The sequence below is a fragment of the Erwinia rhapontici genome (assembly GCF_012271765.1).
GTDB classification, from domain to species: Bacteria; Pseudomonadota; Gammaproteobacteria; order Enterobacterales; family Enterobacteriaceae; genus Erwinia; species Erwinia rhapontici.
The window spans coordinates 12,221-29,709 of the sequence record NZ_VRKO01000010.1 but is presented as its reverse complement, the minus strand read 5'-3'; the positions used below and the strand labels follow the sequence as shown (position 1 = coordinate 29,709).

The following is a 17,489-nucleotide window of genomic DNA, read 5'->3' as shown; positions in this document are numbered from 1 at the left end:
ATATCCCACTTTCAGATAACTCCTTATAGTATTTACTCCTTTCAAATTCCACACAAAACTCGCTCCACCATCTCCGTGCTTGTCTTACGATCCTCAGGGCAGAGTGAGTTTCATTTTGAACAGACATCAGCATTTTCTCGTATTAATCCATTAATATCCCCGTTACACACCCAGCTGCATGCTGCAACCCGGTGTAATCGGGTATTGCACTGTTAGTTACGCTTTTTCTGGCACCAGGGTAGACAGTTCACTCATGGGGAGAATCTGGAAAAACAAAGAAAAAATCAGCCATCAATGTCCGGAAGCATTGCTATCCATTCGCTTATATCATCATGCACATTTAATTATTAAGTGTGATGACTGTCACCCAAAATAACCACTTTGGACTTTTTGCTACTCGAAAATGTGCTAACACATGGCTTCTTGTAACTTAAGGTAAGATGCGATGAGGCTGTTTTTGTTTTCGCTTTTGGGCACGATTGTGGGATTTGGCGTAACATTTGCTGTATTCCCACTACTATCCGATCTGATCGTCGGCCCGGTGGTCAGTGATGAGGAGATGAATCAAAACGTTGGCTTGTTTCTGATTACCGCTTCCCTTTTAACGGTGATCGGCGCTCTGGCAGGCGGGTTATTTCAGCGGCAGCGACGCAGTAAGAAAAAAAGTTTCTGAATCCGCGTTATTTATCCGTTGCAGAAAGGGGCTAACTATTTAGCCCCTTTCTTATTCAGTACAGTATTTAAGAAGAAACAACTCCCGCAATCGCCCGCACATCACTGCCGGTCGGTGCCTGATGCACCCGCAGGCCGAACTCGCCCACTACCGCAAAGACATGATCGAAAATATCGGCCTGAATGCTTTCATACTCCAGCCAGGCAACGGTATTGGTAAACGCATAGATCTCAATGGGTAAACCCTCGGCGCCCGGTGCCAGCTGGCGTACCATCTGCGTCATGTCTTTACGAATCGACGGATGCTGGCGCAGATACTCAGTCAGGTAGGCGCGGAACGTACCCACGTTGGTCATACCGCGCTGATTCAGTACGGAGGCAGCGGCAACGTCGCCCTGCCCGTTCCAGCTGTTAATCTCCTCCTGGCGCGCCGCCATATAGGGCTTAAGCAGGCGTGCCTGCATCAGTTTTTCATGCTCTGCATCAGAGAGGAAACGGATACTGGTGGTATCGATATTGATACAGCGCTTAATACGTCGCCCACCGGAGGCTGACATGCCGCTCCAGTTTTTAAAGGCATCGGATACCAGGGCATAGGTCGGGATAGTGGTAATGGTGTTATCCCAGTTCTGCACTTTCACCGTGGTCAGCCCGATGTCGATTACCGCGCCGTCCGCGCCGTATTTCGTCATCTCCAGCCAGTCGCCCAGTTTCAGCATGGTGTTGGCAGAAAGCTGAATGCCTGCCACCAGCCCTAAGATCGGATCTTTAAACACTAACATCAGCACGGCGGCCATTGCGCCCAGTCCACTGATCAGGATCGCAGGGGATTTACCGATCAGCAGTGAGATCATCATGATGCCAATCACGATTGCGCTCAGCAGCTTCACGCCCTGGAAGATCCCCTTCAGGGGGAACTGCGCAGCAAACGCAAACCGGTGCGACAGGCCAGCGATCACGTCAAGCAGTGAGAAGAATGACATCAATGCATAGATCATTACCCACAGCTGGGCGCAGGTGGACAGGATCAGGGCGGCATCGCTGCCCTTTTCCAGCCACAGAACGGCCTGGAGATTGACGATCATCCCCTGAAGCATAAAGGCCAGCCGGTGGAAGAGTTTGTTCCCGGTAATGATTTGCAGCCACAGGCGGTTGCTGCCCTGCGCACGCCGTTCAAATGCCCGCAGGACAATGCGGTGCAGAATAAAATGCACGATTAATGCGGTAAGAAAAATGATGCCAACAATCACAATCAGCGAGGTAGGGTGACCTGGTTCTATTCCATATTGCTTCAGAAATGTAGCCAACTGCTGCATAACGCCTCCTTTATAAAACGAGGGGCGATCATGCCCTCTGAAGATGCCAGGTTCAACCTTTAGCGGTCCGTGGTCCCGACATTTACAATGACAGAGAAAAATGGGGTTTACGTGACAAACCGGTGCGAAAAACAGCGATACTCTGCCGATTGATTCGAACGGATAGCGGGTAACCTAAAAGGATTGTTATTGACCGTTGTACCGGAGCATCCTATGCCAGATAAAGACCCCGTTGTTGAACGCCTCTCTTTAGAAGTTCTTGCGCTGAGAAATATTGTCCAGATGCTCATCGCTTACGGCAATGTCCCGACCGGCGGCAAGCTGAATAAGTACCTGGAGAAAATTGCGGAAGAAGTGGAACACCGCGATGGACGTGAAGCGAATAAAGCCATTGCGGATGTGATACGCGGTTATATTCGTTAAGCGATATCCTGCCGCCCCGGCTGATACCGGGGCGGCAGGAAGGGATTACACGACTTTAAACACCGAAATATCTTCCGCCAGCTGCGAGGCTTCCGCATGCAGGGCGTGAGTATTTTCCGCTGTCTGATGAACCAGTGCCAGATTTTGCTGAATGGTACGCTCCATCTGCGATACGGCGAGCGTCACTTCGGCAATACCTTTGCTCTGCTCATCACCGGCTACGCGGATCTCCCCCACCACTTCTTTCACTTTCAGCACATCTTTCACCAGTTCTTCTAACTGACGTCCTGCGCCTTCCACCAGCTTACTGCCGGTCAGCACATTGCTGTCGGACTGACCGATCAGCGTTTTGATCTCCTGTGCGGCCGTTGCACTGCGCTGGGCCAGCGCACGGACTTCAGCAGCAACCACGGCAAAACCGCGCCCCTGCTCCCCGGCGCGCGCCGCTTCAACCGCCGCGTTCAGTGCCAGGATATTGGTCTGGAACGCAATGCCATCAATCACGCTGAGGATCTCACCCACACGGCTGGAAGAGACTTTGATGGTCTCCATCGTATCGATCAGCTGTCGCATCACATGACTGCTGCTGCGGGCGATCTGCGCCGTCTGCTCGGTGAAGGAATCGGCCAGGCGGGTATTCTCGGCATTCTGCTGCACGGTGGCATTCAACTGCTCCATCGCTGCCGCACTCTCTTCCACCGCTGCCGCCTGTTCGCTGATCTTGTCGGTCAGCTCCTGATTACTCTGCTCCAGCCCGCTGGCGTTGTGTGCCACATGCACACCGCTCGACTGCACGTTGGTGATCACCCCGGCAATCTTGTCGACAAACTGGTTGAAGGATACGGCAATATCGGCGATTTCATCACGGCCTGAGGTATCCAGGCGTCGGGTCAGATCGCCATCACCGTGCGCGATATCATCCAGCGCTTTACGGGTCGACTCCAGCCGCCCTGAAATCTGACGCGAGATAAACCACGAGGCAATCAGCAGCACGAACAGTGACGGGATCAGCAGCACAAAAATGTCCTGCATGATGTTGTGCGCCAGTGCGGTAACGGCGGCCTGAGGCGTGACCAGACCAATTATCCAGCCGGTATCCGCCATGCGGAACAGGGTGACCTGTGCCTCCTGGTGCAGCCATTCATCGCTGATGGCACTGAGTGTGGTGCTGCCGCTGGCCGACCCTGCCGTTTTCACCCCGGCAACCATCGGGGCCAGCCAGGGTTGTTGCTGCGCCAGATCGCTGAATTTTTTCAGTGCCTTATCTTTCACGCCAGGGAAATACAGCACGTTACCGGCCTGGTCGAGGGCGAAAGCATAGCCCCCGGTATTGCTGCCGTTGCGTTGCATAAAACCGGAAAGATTATCCAGCAGCACATCAAAGGTCGCGACCCCGGCAAAAGCACCGCCGTGGCTGTAAGGTACGCTACAGGTGACCATATTCACGTTGGAAACCGGGTCCTGGTAGACTTCGGACCAGTTGCACTTGTTGGCAGACGCCGTGCGGCTTGAGGTATACCAGCTTTCATTGTGATAGCCCGCCCCGGCCGGGTCGTTGTAGCCGTCCGAGTAATCCAGCCCACCGCTGGCGTTACGCGACCAGAAGAAACTGCGGCGAGCCACCCCCTCACTGAACGCGTTGGGCTCCGGCCAGATACCTCCCCCGGCGATACTTTTATCCCCTTTACTGTCGATGATTTGTGGCAAGACCTGTTTCACCAGCGCGTCATCATGTGGCAGCACTTCGGCCAGGCGGGCCAGACTGACGCCTTCCCCTTCAATACGGATAAGCTGCTGGTTAAGCTGACCGACGATATTCTCACCGGTTTGCTGAATTAAGCTGTTGCTGGCATCGATCACACGCGGCTGACCGCGCAGTGAAATCGCCAGGTAGACGATGACGCAGGTAAGCAACAACATAAACATGCCACCTAACGTCAATTTCCCTGATAAACGAACGGGAACCCACGACATAATGATTACCTCGGAAAATAAAATTGAAAATCGACAATCAGAGATAAGCCAAAGGAAAAGTGATTTTTATTGTTATGCGGGTAAGTTCTATCGACATACCATCAATGACTATCATCGGCCGCGCGCTGATAAAACTTTAATTCCACTTAATAACTTGATATATATCAAGTTCTAACCCTGCCGTTTATTCCGCGCCCATGCCCGATATCCGCCATTCATGTCGTCCTGAAGGCATTTCATTCCCTGTTCATGGCAGTTCATGCCTTTTTTCCCCCGCTCTCACAGGGGCGAATTTATCATTGTGCTAATTCAAGATTCTTAGCATTCCCATCGGGAGATATCCATGAACACACCTACTGCAGGCAGCAGCGTTAACCGCACCCGCTGGTTAACCCTGATCGGTACCATCATTACCCAGTTTGCACTGGGATCGGTCTATACCTGGAGTCTGTTTAACGGGCAGCTCTCCCTGAAACTGGATACCACAATCAGTCAGGTGGCTTTCTCGTTCGGTTTGCTGAGTCTGGGTCTGGCACTGGCTTCATCCGTTGCCGGAAAATTACAGGAACGTTTTGGCGTTCGTCACGTCACCATCGCCGCCGGGCTGCTGATGGCGGTCGGTTTGATGCTGACCTCGCAGGCCGATAACCTGTTTATGCTCTATCTCAGCGCGGGCCTGCTGGTCGGCCTGGCGGATGGTGCAGGTTATCTGATGACGTTATCAAACTGCGTGAAATGGTTCCCGGAACGCAAAGGGGTGATTTCAGCCTGTGCCATTGGCGCATACGGCCTGGGCAGCCTTGGCTTCAAGTTTATCTGTAGCTATCTGTTGAGCGTCTATAGCCTGGAAACCACCTTTATGATTTGGGGCGGACTGGCGATGAGTATGATCATCATTGGCGCACTGCTAATGAAAGATGCGCCTGCACAGCAGCCATCCGGCAGCAAATCCGCAGAGAAACGCGATTACTCGCTGGCGGAATCCATGCGTATGCCGCAGTACTGGATGCTGGCACTGATGTTCCTGACCGCCTGCATGAGCGGCCTGTATGTGATTGGCGTGGCGAAGGATATCGGCGAAAGCATGGTACACCTGAGCGCGCAGACCGCCGCCAATGCCGTCACCATCATTGCCATTGCCAACCTGAGCGGTCGTCTGGTACTGGGTGTCCTGTCCGATAAGGTGGCACGTATCCGGGTTATTACCCTGGCACAGGTGGTGTCACTGGTCGGCATGAGCATCCTGCTGTTCAGCCACATGAATGAAAACAGCTTCTTTATTGCCATTGCCTGCGTCGCCTTCAGCTTCGGTGGCACTATCACGGTTTATCCGTCACTGGTCAGCGATTTCTTCGGCCTGAACAACCTGACCAAAAACTACGGCGTGATTTACCTGGGCTTCGGGATTGGGAGCGTAATGGGATCGCTGATTGCCTCACTGTTCGGTGGCTTTACGGTGACCTTCAGCCTGATTATGGCGCTGCTGGTGATTTCACTGCTGATGTCCGCCACCATCCGGATGCCGTATAAACAGGCAGAAACGAAGAAAGAACTGCAACACGCCTGATAACACCCGTCAGTCAATTAACGCCCGCTATCGATAACGACAGCGGGCGTTTTCATTAATTTCCCACTATACCCAAAATAATTCGAGCTGCAGGAAGGCGGCAAGTGAGTGACAAATTGGCCGACGGCCATTTTGAACAGCGTTTACGCTGGCCCACAGGGTGAGCTTCAGAAATGAAGCTCATAATCCCGATGAGCATACTCGAGTAAGTGATTCGGGAGAGCAAACGTAGCCAACGCACATGCAGCTTGAAGTATGACGGGTATATTCAGACGATTCCCACCAATAAACTGCCTTTTTCATCCTTATCTTATTTCATTAAAGCCTTCTCATTCATTCGAGAGATATAATGAATTATTTGGAAATAACTTCCCGAATAAATCTACATTCACCGCATTATTCCTCCACTTTTCTTTCGTAAAGTTGTAGTCATTGAAAAGAGCAGGAGAACAACATGAAGACAACAATGAAAACAATAATGAAAGCAACCTCTGTGGTGTCTCTGATTGTTATGCTGAGCGGCTGTATTATTGCCCCTCCTCATCATGGCGGTGGCGGTGGGTATCACGGTGGCGGTGGGGGTTATCATGGCGGCTATCATCATGGTGGTGGCCCACGACGCGGCAGATAGGAATTTTTAGAAGGGTGGGCAAAGCCTGCACACAGCAATAAGCCGTAAGTCGGTAAATAAAATAAATGGTAAATAAGTACATTGGGCGGGAATTTTCCCGCCCTTATTTTTTAGCTTTTAATACTGTAATTACATTGATACCAGGCTTTCACCAGACCGGGCACATGACTATCCTGTGGCCGCAACGCTTCAACTTTATCAAAGCCGCGTTCACTACAATAACGCTCAACGTCTTTCTCCATCGCGGTTTTATCCACGCGGACGGGATTAAAACGGTATTGAACGGTATTCACTGCCGGATCTTCATCGACCTTTTCATAGGCTCCGGGTTTGCCGGAAGTACAACCTGCCAGCAACAGTAGCGCAAATGCGCCGATTATTTTTGATTTCATCATGGCTCCCTTCTTCCAGTGCCGCATCATGAGCTGCCCCGCCCCCCGGCGCTATCAGACGCCAGCGCATTTGCATAATTTTACTTAAGTTATGCAATGTTTTACCGATTGAATCGATTCAGGGAGATGAATAGCGTCAGAACGATTTCAGTGCGACTATGCACCCAGACATCGCAAGATGTCTGCGCAACACCAGGAAATTTTTTGCTATAATTAGAATGACTTATGCCCGCGGCGAGCGGGCTTTTTTTTGGACTTAATTACCTGTTCCGCTAATAATTATACGCAGAACGTTGGCGGAATCCTTACCAGTAAGTGCCAGAACCGACTGATAAAGGTCAATGGTCATGTCGCAGAGTTTCGCTTCATTCACCCCGGCTTCCGCAGGCGTGTTTAACGTTTGCAGATCGCTTCCCCAGCGCGCATACAACTGACGCACCACCGCCTGCAACTGCTCCCTTCCCTGTTTGAAATCAATGGGTTGCTCAATGCCATTACTGTGCTTAAGCAATACATCCATCGCCTGCAGCTCCCGCTCCGTCAGGGTTTTCGGTACCAGTTCACTGACATTCACCCCGCCTTTCACCTGGGGAAACAGGAAACGGAAGCACTGCTCCGGGCCACGCTGGCGGATCTGTCTCATCTGCTCCAGGGAAACCTGCATATAGTTAATCAGATCCTGGTCACGCGCCGCGTTAATCCGCTGATTCAACAGATCGGCCACCAACGGGCGCAGATGCTCAATCGCCTGTTGCTGCGGTATACCGGCTTCCAGCTGAGCGATCAGTTCATCATGCGCCTGCTGATATAGCAGGGGTTGCTGCGTTTTTACCGTACGCCAGACCGGGAGCTGTGCCAGACGGGCAGCGGCGGCATCAATTTCCGCCTGCTTTTCCCGTGCCGGGCTGACCCAACCATAGTAATAAAGATTCCCCACCAGCAGCGGAACCGAAAACAGCAGGATCGCCACGGCAGAGGCCATCTTTTTACGTTTGAAAAGGGCACCCAAAACGACCAGCCAGACCAGAGCGGAGAACAGCGAGGCAAGAATAGCGTGAGAAATCAAAACAGAACCCTGACGTTATCAGGCCGGATAACCGGCCCGTTAGAAATGTTAGTCGACGCGCACATCAAGTAATACCGGGCAACTGGCACGTTCAATCACCGCAGCACTGCAAGAGCCTTTCAGCAGACGGTTAAAGGAGGAGAGATGACGGCGACCCATGATGATCATCGCTGCGTTCAGGCTGTTCGCCTGGGCCACAATGGTTTCTGCCGATTCTCCGGCAGCGACGCGCCCACGCGCTGCCACACCCGCACGATGCAGCTCGGCTAACGCCTGACGCACAACGCCTTCTGCGGTATTTTGCTCATCCAGCGCCAGACCAAAGTCGCCGGGATCTTCGCCCGCTTCAATATCAAACGGACCGGATGCCGCATAGCTGGCATCCACACAGCACAGCACCACCACCTCTGCCTGCAAGGCCAGTGCCTGTTCGGTCGCAAGCTGAATCACTTTGCGGGCAATCACCGAATTATCAACAGCGACCAAAAGCGTTTTCATAGCCCTTCTCCTGTCAGTCTCGTAATGCAACTTTTCCAATTTCATCGATCAGCGCCTCTTTGCATTTGAGGATCGCCTTGCGATTACGTGCTTCATGCCGCTGGAAACGGGCGCCAGGGATCAAAAGACTGATGGAAAAGCGTCCCAGAATCGTGTCGATTGCCACGGCCATCGTGGAGATCCCTTCCAGCGTCTCGCCCCGGTCATACGCCAGACCGGTACGACGAATTTCGGTTAAATGTGCCAGCAACGCGGGGAAATCGCGCACGGTCAGTTCGGTAATGGCCTGATAAGCCTCACCCACCAATTCTCTGGCAGCGTCATCGCTCTCCAGCGCCAGCAGCGCACGGCCACCGGAAGTGCTGTAGAGCGGCAGGTTCATGCCTATGCGTGGCACCACCCGCAGTTCCCGGTCAGCCACAACATAATGCACAATCGCCAACTGCAGGCCGCTGGCCCGGGCCAGCGACACGGTTTCTCCGGTGGTGTCGCACAGTGCCTGAAGCCACGGCTGAGCAATAGCCACCACATCGGTATGCACGTTGGCGATCAGCCGCAGCAGAGCCGGGCCAAGCCGTACGCCACCGGCCGCGCCGTGGCTGCGCACCAGCTGCACTGAATCCAGCGCGTTGACGATGCGCTGCACGGTGGAACGCGGCAAATCGACCGCCAGAGCGATTTCGCCGAGGCTCATTCCGTTCGGTTTTGCGCCCAACGCATCAAGAATTTTCGCGGCGCGCGTGATCACCTGAATGCCGCCGATACGTTCGTCATCACGGCAGGTTGCGGACTCAAACATAGGGATTCTCTTTCCTTGTCATCGGCAAATACTGTAGCACTATTTGGCTTACTGGACACGCTGTATCACATTGCAATACAGCGCATCACCATGTAATATTCCGCTCAATGTATCACGATGCAATACACTGCATCGATAATAATAATTCTCGTCCGGGATACCTGCTATGAATGGCCAGCCAGCGGCGATGCCGCCGTCTCCGCACCCTTTTACTCTTCGCCTGGCGCTGGGCCTGGTGGGTGTACTGATCGCCGCGCTCAGCTCCGGTCTTAACGATCGCGTGACCGACCTGGCATTGGCTGATATTCGCACCGCGCTGGGGATCGATTTTGATACCGGCAGCTGGATCACCTCCGCTTACCAGGCCGCAGAAGTGGCCGCCATGATGATCGCCCCCTGGTTTGCGGTCACCTTCTCACTGCGCCGTTTTACGCTGTCAGTCACCCTCGGATTCTGCCTGATTGCGGCAGTCCAACCGCTGGTGACCGATGCCTCAGGCTTTATCGCTCTCAGGGTGATTCAGGGGATTTTTGGGGGTGCGCTGCCCCCCATGCTGATGACGGTTGCCCTGCGCTTTCTGCCCCCCGGCATCAAGCTTTACGGACTGGCCGCTTATGCCATGACGGCAACGTTTGGCCCGAATATGGCGGCGTCACTTGCCGCTTTCTGGACCGATTCCGTCGGCTGGCAGTTCACCTTCTGGCAGGTGATCCCGCCGTGTATGATCGCCACGTTGCTGATTAGCCGCGGATTGCCGCAGGACCCATTGCGTCTCGAACGTTTCCGCCAGATTGACGCACTGGGGATGCTGACTGGCTGTAGCGGTATCGCGCTGCTGGTGCTGGCGCTGACGCAGGGCGAACGGCTGGACTGGTTCCAGTCACCGCTCATCAGCGGCATGTTACTGAGCGCCGCCGCACTGCTGGTCGTGTTCTTCATTAATGAATGGTTCCATCCGCTGCCGCTGTTCCGGCTGCAAATGTTGCAACGTAAAAATCTGACGCATGGACTGCTGGTCCTCGCGGGCGTACTGATGGTCGCGCTGTCGGGGTCGGCCCTGCCCTCGGCGTATTTCGGTCAGATAGAAGGATTCCGCACCGCGCAGTTTGCTCCGCTGGCGCTGACCATTGGGCTACCGCAGTTGGTGATTGCCCCCCTGCTCGCGGCCTTACTGAATCTGCGCTGGATTGACTGCCGCTGGATGCTGACGGCAGGTGCCGGGCTGATGATCCTCTCCTGCGTACTGGGGATGCAGATCACCTCGGAGTGGGCGCGACAGAATTTCTGGTTAATTCAGGCGCTACAGGCGTTTGGTCAGCCGATGATGATCCTGCCCGTGCTGATGAGCGCCACCAGCGTGGTGCTGCCACCGGAGGGCCCCTTCGCTTCCGCCATGTTTAATACTGTCCGGGGTTTTTCCAGCGTCGCCGCTGGCGTGCTGGTCGAAAATTTCCTCACCCATCGGGAAAAATTCCATTCGCATACGCTGGTCGATCAGTTGGGTAACCGCCCGTGGCTGATGACCGCCACCCGTAGCGACACGGCCAGCAGCATGATGCCGCTGCTGCCGGATGGATCGGCCAGCTCGGTTGAGAATCTCAGCCATTTCAGCACGCTGGTGAAACACCAGGCGGTGATCCTCAGCCTCAGCGACAGCTATCTGATGATTATTGGCTTCGCACTGCTGCTGATCCTTCTGACCGCCTGGCTACCAAAACGCGTCTGGCCGCCACAAACACTGTTAACTTCAGCTCCGCAAACATCGAGATCATAACAATGAGTTTCACACCTGCTAAACGCACCTCTTTGCTGGTACTGCTGCTGCTGGTACTTTTGACCATCGCCTTTTTCATCTGGTCAGCGATCAATCGCCATCACCTGCGGACCGATGATGCCGTGATCGCCGCTGACTACACGCTGGTGGCCCCCAAAGTGTCCGGCTATATCCGCACGGTCAATGTGACTGACAACCAGCAGGTGAAAGCCGGTGATGTGCTGGCCACCATTGATGACCGCGACTATCGTGTGGCACTGGAAACTGCCAACGCCAATCTTCAGGTCAGCGAAGCGAAACGCAGCAGCATAGAAGCCCAACTGGAGCAGCAGAAAGCGACCATCGCCCAGACCGAAGCAGCCGTTAGCGCCAGCCAGGCCACGCTGAACTACGCAGGACAAAATGCTGACCGCTATCGTCGCCTGCTGAAAAGCGGCACCGCGACCGCCGATGAGCAACAGAAATCCAGTTCAACGATGTTAAGTGCGGCAGCGCAGGTTAAGCAGAGCCAGGCTGCCGTACTGGCCGCACGCAAAGAAGTCGCCGTCTTGCAGGCAAGCGTGAAGCAGGCGGATGCGGACATTGCGGCGATGCAGGCCAGCGTCGATCAGGCGCAGCTCAACCTTTCCTATACGCAGATTACCGCACCGATTTCAGGCAGCGTTGGCCAGCGGGCCGTGCGTCAGGGTGCGTGGGTCGCGGCGGGAACGCGTCTGCTGGCGGTCGTCCCCTTGCAGCAAAGCTATGTGGTGGCAAACTTCCTTGAAACCCAGCTGGCCCATGTGACCCAGGGGCAACCCGTTTCAGTGACGGTCGATGCCCTGCCAGGCGTGACGCTGCGCGGCCATGTTGACAGTATTGCCCCTGCTACAGGTTCAACTTTTGCGGCGATTACTGCTGATAACGCGACCGGAAACTACACCAAAGTCGTGCAGCGCCTGCCGGTAAAAATCGTGCTGGAACCGGGCCAGTCAGACCTGCCACGACTGCGCGTTGGTATGTCCGTCGTTCCAGAATTAGAAATGCATTAATGTGAGAAAGATCCCAGAACAATCACCTTTATTTCGCAAGGGAATGCGGGTAGATTAGCGTCCGATCCTGCCTGTTTTAGGCGTTTAGAGGAATTGTTCGTGAAATATGCTTTGATGGGAATCTCTTTTATCCTGTTAATCTGGGTTGGCACTTTCTATCTGATGGTGTAGGGATAAAAGTGAAGGGGTCAGGACAACCTGACCCTTACTGTTTTCAGACGTCGTCTTCGCCGCTTTTTGTGGCACTCGCTAAAATACCCTCAGCCCGAAACATCGCTTTAATGCCTCTGACCGCCTGACGAATACGGTCGCTGTTTTCAATCAGGGCAAAGCGCACGTGCGTATCACCGTAATCCCCAAAGCCGATACCCGGCGACACACACACCTTCGCCTCCTGTAACAGCAGTTTGGCAAACTCAAGCGATCCCAGGTGCGCATAGTGGTCGGGAATTTTCGCCCAGACGTACATCGATGCTTTCGGGTTATCCACCATCCAGCCCGCCTCATGCAGACCTTTCACCAGCACGTCACGGCGGCGTTTATACTGCTCGGCAATATCGCGTACGCACTGCTGATCGCCTTCCAGCGCCGCAATCGCCGCCACCTGCAACGGGGTGAAGGTGCCGTAATCATGGTAGCTTTTGATACGCGCCAGCGCAGACACCAGCTCTTTGTTACCCACCATAAAGCCGATACGCCAGCCCGCCATATTGTAGCTTTTGGACAGCGTAAAGAACTCCACCGCCACATCACGTGCGCCCGGAACTTCCATGATAGACGGGGCTTTCCAGCCGTCGTAGACAATATCGGCGTAGGCGAGATCGTGGATCACCAGCACGTTGTACTGTTTCGCCAGCGCAATCACTCGCTCAAAGAAGTCCAGCTCCACACACTGCGCGGTCGGGTTTGACGGGAAGCCGAGGACCATCATCTTCGGCTTCGGATAGCTTTCGCGAATGGCGCGTTCCAGCTCGTTAAAGAAGTCGACGCCCGCTACCAGCGGCACAGAGCGCACCTGCGCACCGGCGATCACCGCCCCGTAGATGTGGATCGGATAGCTCGGATTCGGCACCAGCACGGTATCGCCGTGATCGAGCGTGGCCAGCATCAGATGCGCCAGCCCCTCTTTGGAGCCAATGGTGACAATCGCTTCCGATTCGGGGTCAATGTCCACCTGGTAGCGGTCGGCATACCAGCGTGAAATCGCACGACGCAGGCGGGGAATACCGCGTGAGGTGGAGTAACCGTGCGTGTCTTCGCGCTGCGCCACGGTGCAGAGTTTTTCCACGATATGCGGCGGCGTCGGACCGTCCGGGTTACCCATACTGAAGTCGATAATATCTTCACCGCGACGACGGGCTGCCATCTTCAATTCGGAGGTAATGTTAAAAACATACGGGGGAAGACGTTCAATACGGGAAAAACGGCGTGGGGAATTATTGTCAGTCATAGCAACCTCTGATTCACGTAAGCGCCCGGACCATCCGAGCGACGCTGACCACTGCGGTGGTCGAGGAATCAACATATCTTACCTTTCTGTAACCTGTCGATAGGCAGAATAAAATTTTTTACTGGGCCGGGTTAATGCGCCCAAACAGCCAGTCATTCACCCATTTGCCACGTAACAGGTAATTATCCCGTAGTGTCCCTTCCAGCGTGAAGCCGTTTTTTTCCAGCACGCGGCGCGAAGCATGGTTCCCCTCCACCACCTGCGCTTTCAACTTGTGAAACTCACACTCATTGAAGAGAAAATCACACAGCGCGCCCAGCGCTTCGCTGCCGTACCCCTGACCAAAACAGTCGTTCAACAGTGAGTAACCGACTTCCGCCTGACGATGCGGTGCCCACTCCGGGTTAGCTCCCATCAGCCCCACAGCCCGGCCATCCTCTTTGCGCCGCACCACCAGGCACAGCATGTGGAAGCTGGTGATCTGCCAGGGAGCCAGACGGTCATGAAAACGCTGGCGGATATCGGCCAGTTGCGGCACCGCGCTGATAAATTTCATGCAGGTTTCATCGCTGTGTACCGCCAGGAACAGCTGCCAGTCTTCCGGCTGTAGCCGGGTCAGGATCAGTCGCTCAGTCGTGAGTTGCATAAGCCATCTCGCTAAAAGGGGAAAAACCACAAAGAACACATCTCTTTTATCTGCCGCTTTTTCGCCGTGTAATGATCCGCAGCAGTAAGGCCATGATAATGAATTTGTCACAGGAGAACGACAATGTCCCATCTCAAAATTGACAATATCCCGGATGCGATTCGCACGATAAAACACCAGCTACGCCAGCAGCTTCCCCACTACCGCGCCGTCTTTGCCGAGCTGGATGACGAGATGCGCCTCCAGATCCATGCCCTTAAGGCAGAACAGCAGCGCGGCGAACATCCGGTGCCGGAACTTGATGCCAACGATATCCTGAACCATCACGTCACAGAACAGCAAAAAAAACGCATCCGCCAGCGCGGCTGCTGCACGGTGCGTGGCGTCTTCCCCCGCGCGCAGGCCACGGAGTGGAACACGCATATTTGCCGCTATCTTGACGACAATCAGTTTGTTGAGAAGCTGCAAAATGCGGCGGAGGATAATTACTTTGGCGATCTGAAGCAGGGAAAGCCGCAGATTTATGGCGTTTACTGGTCACAGCCGCAGGTGCAGGCACGTCAGGATGCGCGGATGCAGGCGGTACAGGTGTTCCTCAATTCCCTCTGGCAGACCGAAAGCGCGGGTAAACAGCATTTTGATCCCACGCGTAGTGTCAGCTACGCCGATCGCATTCGCCGCCGTCCCCCTCATTCTGGCTCGCTGGGCCTGTCGCCGCACGTTGACGGCGGCTCACTGGAGCGCTGGCTGGATGAGAATTTCCGTCACGTTTACCGCCATGTCTTTAGCGGCCACTGGCAGCAATATAATCCGTTTGATGCCGAAGGACGCACCGAAGTACGCGAGTTCCCCTCTCCCGCCGTCTGCTCAATGTTCCGTACGTTCCAGGGCTGGACAGCGCTGACGCCGCAGCGCAAACACGGCGGTACGCTGAAACTGCTGCCAATTGCCAATGCGATGGCGTGGATTTTACTGCGCGCACTACAGGATGATGTGGCAGACGATGATCTGTGCGGTGCCGCGCCAGGGCGTGCCTTATCGGTCAGTGAAAAATTCCATCCTCTTTTACTTGAAGGTTTTTCCTCTATTCCTGATATGGAACCGGGTGACACGGTGTTCTGGCACTGCGACGTGGTGCATGCAGTGGAGAATGAACATCTGGGTGAGTTTGACAGCAATGTGATGTATATCGCTGCGGCCCCCTGGTGCGAAAAGAATGCCACCTATTTGCAACGCCAGTGGCCTGCTTTTGTCGACGGGCGTTCGCCACCGGATTTCGCTGCGGATAATTTTGAAGTCGATTTTTCTGGCCGGGCGACGGAAGACGATTTGACGCCATCAGGCAGGAAACAGATGCTATCCCAGGACGGTTAACATTTATTGTGGCGTAGGGGCGAGGCACGCCTCGTCCTGGATCACCCCGGGTCAGGCATGCCTGACCCCTACGCAGGGGATTTGCGCATTGCACCACGTTGATGCCTGGCACATCCCCCCCACATTCCCTATCATAGGCACATTATCCCCACCAGCCGAGACGCCCGTGCATTCGATGTTTGAGATGTTGCTCGCCGTGTTTGACCGCGCAGCGCTGATGTTAATCTGCCTGTTCTTCATTACCCGTACCCGCCATTTCCGCCAGCTCTTGCAAAAAGATGAGCATTCGCGCCAGGAACTGATCGCCGTCACCACCATTTTTTCGCTGTTTGCGCTGTTCAGTACCTGGACCGGGATCAACGTTGAAGGCTCACTGGTTAACGTTCGCACCATTGCGATTATGTCCGGCGGGATCCTGTTCGGCCCCTGGGTGGGCATTGCGACCGGGGTGATTGCCGGGACGCACCGCTTCCTGATCGACATTGATGGCGTCACCTCGGTGCCCTGCCTGATCACCAGCATTGTCGCCGGGGTGGTCTCCGGCTGGATCAATCTGAAAGTGGTCAAGGAGAAGCGCTGGAGCATTGGCATTATTGGCGGGATGGCCTGCGAATCACTGACCATGCTGCTGATTGTCGTCTGGGCCTCCCCGACTGCGCTGGGGCTGGATATTGTCTCGGAAATCGCCATTCCGATGATCCTCGGTGCGGCCAGCATCGGGCTGATCGTTCTGCTGGTGCAGAGCGTGGAGGGAGAAAAAGAAGCCATTGCCGCCCGTCAGGCCAAGCTGGCGCTGGATATTGCCAATAAAACCCTGCCGCTGTTCCGCCAGGTCAACAGCCAGTCTCTTAGCCAGGTGTGCCACATTATTCGTGATGATATCAATGCCGATGCGGTGGCAATGACCAACAACACCCAGATCCTCGCCTATGTTGGTGTGGGAGAAGAGAACTACCGCGACGGTGATGATGGCATCAGCCCGACCACGGCGGCTGCGATTTCGGAAGGGAAGATCATCATCAAAAACAATGATGAAGCCCACCGCACCCCTGAAATTCATTCGATGATCGTCATTCCGCTGTGGGAAAAAGGCGAAGTCACCGGCACGCTGAAAATTTACTACCGCCATGCTCACCGCATCACCTGGTCGTTGAAGGAGATGGCGGTGGGCCTGTCGCAGATTATCTCGACCCAGCTGGAAGTCTCGCGCGCGGAACAGCTGCGAGAAATGGCTAACAAGGCTGAGCTGCGGGCATTACAGAGTAAAATTAACCCCCATTTCCTGTTTAACGCCCTCAATGCGATCTCCTCTTCCATCCGCATCAATCCGGACACCGCGCGCCAGCTCATTACCAATCTGTCCCGTTATCTGCGCTATAACCTGGAATTGAACGATGATGAGATCATTGATATCAAGAAGGAGCTTTACCAGGTGAAGGACTACATTGCCATCGAGCAGGCCCGCTTCGGGGATAAGCTGACGGTCATCTATGATATCGAAGAGGACGTCAACTGCTCACTGCCCAGCCTGCTCATTCAGCCGCTGGTGGAGAATGCCATCATGCACGGCATCCATCCCTTCCGGGGGAAAGGCGTGGTGACGCTGAGTATTCACGACCTGGGCGACCGGGTGCGCATTGCGGTGCGGGATACCGGGCAGGGCATCAGTGAAGATGTGATTGCACGGGTGGAACGTAATGAGATGCCGGGGAATAAAATCGGTCTGCTGAATGTCCATCACCGGGTGAAGTTGCTGTACGGTGAAGGACTGCACATTCACCGCCTGAATCCCGGCACGGAGATTGCCTTCTATATCAGTAAAAATGGTGCAGGTTTGCCTGAAAAACCCAGTATTTCTTTGGCCTGAACCCGAGGT

17 protein-coding genes are annotated in these 17,489 nt (G+C 54.6%); 9 read left to right on the top strand and 8 right to left on the bottom strand.

Features of this window, described 5'->3' with window-relative positions; genetic code table 11:
* Window positions 1–445: 445 nt before the first annotated feature.
* A complete protein-coding gene (locus FVB43_RS05560) occupies window positions 446–673 on the top strand; it encodes a hypothetical protein (protein WP_159336167.1) in 228 nt (75 codons plus the stop codon).
* A gap of 67 nt (window positions 674–740) precedes the next feature.
* On the opposite strand, the gene FVB43_RS05555 is transcribed toward FVB43_RS05560, so the two are convergent.
* Window positions 741–1,988, bottom strand: a complete 1,248-nt coding sequence (locus FVB43_RS05555) for a mechanosensitive ion channel family protein (RefSeq protein WP_159336166.1) — start codon at window positions 1,986–1,988, stop codon at window positions 741–743.
* A 213-nt stretch (window positions 1,989–2,201) separates the two neighbouring features.
* On the opposite strand from FVB43_RS05555, the gene FVB43_RS05550 reads away from it, so the two are divergent.
* The gene (locus FVB43_RS05550) at window positions 2,202–2,411 is read left to right on the top strand and encodes a hypothetical protein (protein ID WP_133841237.1); all 210 of its coding nucleotides are present in this window, start codon (window positions 2,202–2,204) and stop codon (window positions 2,409–2,411) included.
* A 45-nt stretch (window positions 2,412–2,456) separates the two neighbouring features.
* Here the strand turns inward: FVB43_RS05550 and FVB43_RS05545 are convergent, their stop codons facing one another.
* Entirely contained in the window at window positions 2,457–4,385 is a 1,929-nt protein-coding gene (locus FVB43_RS05545; RefSeq protein WP_159336165.1) for a methyl-accepting chemotaxis protein, read from the bottom strand.
* 343 nt (window positions 4,386–4,728) lie between these two features.
* Between FVB43_RS05545 and FVB43_RS05540 the strand changes: the two genes are divergently transcribed.
* Both FVB43_RS05540 and FVB43_RS05535 read left to right on the top strand, forming a co-directional pair.
* On the top strand, window positions 4,729–5,952 hold the full coding sequence (locus FVB43_RS05540) for an L-lactate MFS transporter (RefSeq protein WP_167863560.1): 1,224 nt from the start codon (window positions 4,729–4,731) through the stop codon (window positions 5,950–5,952).
* A 478-nt stretch (window positions 5,953–6,430) separates the two neighbouring features.
* A complete protein-coding gene (locus FVB43_RS05535) occupies window positions 6,431–6,583 on the top strand; it encodes a hypothetical protein (RefSeq protein ID WP_166653668.1) in 153 nt (50 codons plus the stop codon).
* A 110-nt stretch (window positions 6,584–6,693) separates the two neighbouring features.
* On the opposite strand, the gene FVB43_RS05530 is transcribed toward FVB43_RS05535, so the two are convergent.
* The 4 genes from FVB43_RS05530 to FVB43_RS05515 all read right to left on the bottom strand — a co-directional run bounded on the left by FVB43_RS05530 (window position 6,694) and on the right by FVB43_RS05515 (window position 9,338).
* The gene (locus FVB43_RS05530; protein ID WP_133842101.1) at window positions 6,694–6,975 is read right to left on the bottom strand and encodes a putative periplasmic lipoprotein; all 282 of its coding nucleotides are present in this window, start codon (window positions 6,973–6,975) and stop codon (window positions 6,694–6,696) included.
* A gap of 256 nt (window positions 6,976–7,231) precedes the next feature.
* Window positions 7,232–8,041 (bottom strand): hypothetical protein, encoded by an 810-nt coding sequence (locus tag FVB43_RS05525; protein WP_133841234.1) that lies wholly within the window; start codon window positions 8,039–8,041, stop codon window positions 7,232–7,234.
* 48 nt (window positions 8,042–8,089) lie between these two features.
* Window positions 8,090–8,539, bottom strand: a complete 450-nt coding sequence (locus FVB43_RS05520; RefSeq protein WP_133841233.1) for a universal stress protein — start codon at window positions 8,537–8,539, stop codon at window positions 8,090–8,092.
* Between the two features lie 13 nt (window positions 8,540–8,552).
* Window positions 8,553–9,338: an IclR family transcriptional regulator gene (locus FVB43_RS05515; RefSeq protein WP_167863559.1), complete on the bottom strand. Its 786-nt coding sequence runs from the start codon at window positions 9,336–9,338 to the stop codon at window positions 8,553–8,555.
* Between the two features lie 166 nt (window positions 9,339–9,504).
* Between FVB43_RS05515 and FVB43_RS05510 the strand changes: the two genes are divergently transcribed.
* The 3 genes from FVB43_RS05510 to ypdK all read left to right on the top strand — a co-directional run bounded on the left by FVB43_RS05510 (window position 9,505) and on the right by ypdK (window position 12,314).
* Entirely contained in the window at window positions 9,505–11,112 is a 1,608-nt protein-coding gene (locus FVB43_RS05510) for an MFS transporter (protein WP_167863558.1), read from the top strand.
* 2 nt (window positions 11,113–11,114) lie between these two features.
* On the top strand, window positions 11,115–12,143 hold the full coding sequence (locus tag FVB43_RS05505) for an HlyD family secretion protein (protein ID WP_133841230.1): 1,029 nt from the start codon (window positions 11,115–11,117) through the stop codon (window positions 12,141–12,143).
* Between the two features lie 99 nt (window positions 12,144–12,242).
* Window positions 12,243–12,314: a membrane protein YpdK gene (gene ypdK / locus FVB43_RS24850; protein ID WP_133842100.1), complete on the top strand. Its 72-nt coding sequence runs from the start codon at window positions 12,243–12,245 to the stop codon at window positions 12,312–12,314.
* Between the two features lie 43 nt (window positions 12,315–12,357).
* On the opposite strand, the gene alaC is transcribed toward ypdK, so the two are convergent.
* Together alaC and FVB43_RS05490 are read right to left on the bottom strand one after the other, a co-directional pair.
* Window positions 12,358–13,593, bottom strand: a complete 1,236-nt coding sequence (gene alaC, locus FVB43_RS05495; RefSeq protein ID WP_133841229.1) for an alanine transaminase — start codon at window positions 13,591–13,593, stop codon at window positions 12,358–12,360.
* Between the two features lie 118 nt (window positions 13,594–13,711).
* Entirely contained in the window at window positions 13,712–14,239 is a 528-nt protein-coding gene (locus FVB43_RS05490; protein WP_133841228.1) for a GNAT family N-acetyltransferase, read from the bottom strand.
* Between the two features lie 123 nt (window positions 14,240–14,362).
* Here FVB43_RS05490 and FVB43_RS05485 point away from each other — a divergent pair, with 123 nt between their 5' ends.
* Both FVB43_RS05485 and FVB43_RS05480 read left to right on the top strand, forming a co-directional pair.
* Window positions 14,363–15,613 carry a DUF1479 domain-containing protein gene (locus FVB43_RS05485; protein WP_167863557.1) on the top strand — a complete coding sequence of 417 codons (1,251 nt, stop codon included), beginning with the start codon at window positions 14,363–14,365 and terminating at the stop codon, window positions 15,611–15,613.
* Window positions 15,614–15,797: 184 nt separating this feature from the next.
* On the top strand, window positions 15,798–17,480 hold the full coding sequence (locus FVB43_RS05480; protein ID WP_159336681.1) for a sensor histidine kinase: 1,683 nt from the start codon (window positions 15,798–15,800) through the stop codon (window positions 17,478–17,480).
* Window positions 17,481–17,489 lie beyond the last annotated feature (9 nt).

Bases quoted from the DNA above. Each gene is read 5' to 3' on its own strand.
- FVB43_RS05510 (WP_167863558.1), top strand. From the start codon at position 9,505: ATGAATGGCCAGCCAGCGGCGATGCCGCCGTCTCCGCACCCTTTTACT.
- FVB43_RS05555 (WP_159336166.1), bottom strand. From the start codon at position 1,988: ATGCAGCAGTTGGCTACATTTCTGAAGCAATATGGAATAGAACCAGGT.
- FVB43_RS05485 (WP_167863557.1), top strand. From the start codon at position 14,363: ATGTCCCATCTCAAAATTGACAATATCCCGGATGCGATTCGCACGATA.
- alaC (WP_133841229.1), bottom strand. From the start codon at position 13,593: ATGACTGACAATAATTCCCCACGCCGTTTTTCCCGTATTGAACGTCTT.
- FVB43_RS05535 (WP_166653668.1), top strand. From the start codon at position 6,431: ATGAAAGCAACCTCTGTGGTGTCTCTGATTGTTATGCTGAGCGGCTGT.
- FVB43_RS05530 (WP_133842101.1), bottom strand. From the start codon at position 6,975: ATGAAATCAAAAATAATCGGCGCATTTGCGCTACTGTTGCTGGCAGGT.
- FVB43_RS05520 (WP_133841233.1), bottom strand. From the start codon at position 8,539: ATGAAAACGCTTTTGGTCGCTGTTGATAATTCGGTGATTGCCCGCAAA.
- FVB43_RS05550 (WP_133841237.1), top strand. From the start codon at position 2,202: ATGCCAGATAAAGACCCCGTTGTTGAACGCCTCTCTTTAGAAGTTCTT.
- FVB43_RS05540 (WP_167863560.1), top strand. From the start codon at position 4,729: ATGAACACACCTACTGCAGGCAGCAGCGTTAACCGCACCCGCTGGTTA.
- FVB43_RS05490 (WP_133841228.1), bottom strand. From the start codon at position 14,239: ATGCAACTCACGACTGAGCGACTGATCCTGACCCGGCTACAGCCGGAA.
- FVB43_RS05545 (WP_159336165.1), bottom strand. From the start codon at position 4,385: ATGTCGTGGGTTCCCGTTCGTTTATCAGGGAAATTGACGTTAGGTGGC.
- FVB43_RS05480 (WP_159336681.1), top strand. From the start codon at position 15,798: ATGTTGCTCGCCGTGTTTGACCGCGCAGCGCTGATGTTAATCTGCCTG.
- FVB43_RS05560 (WP_159336167.1), top strand. From the start codon at position 446: ATGAGGCTGTTTTTGTTTTCGCTTTTGGGCACGATTGTGGGATTTGGC.
- FVB43_RS05515 (WP_167863559.1), bottom strand. From the start codon at position 9,338: ATGTTTGAGTCCGCAACCTGCCGTGATGACGAACGTATCGGCGGCATT.
- FVB43_RS05505 (WP_133841230.1), top strand. From the start codon at position 11,115: ATGAGTTTCACACCTGCTAAACGCACCTCTTTGCTGGTACTGCTGCTG.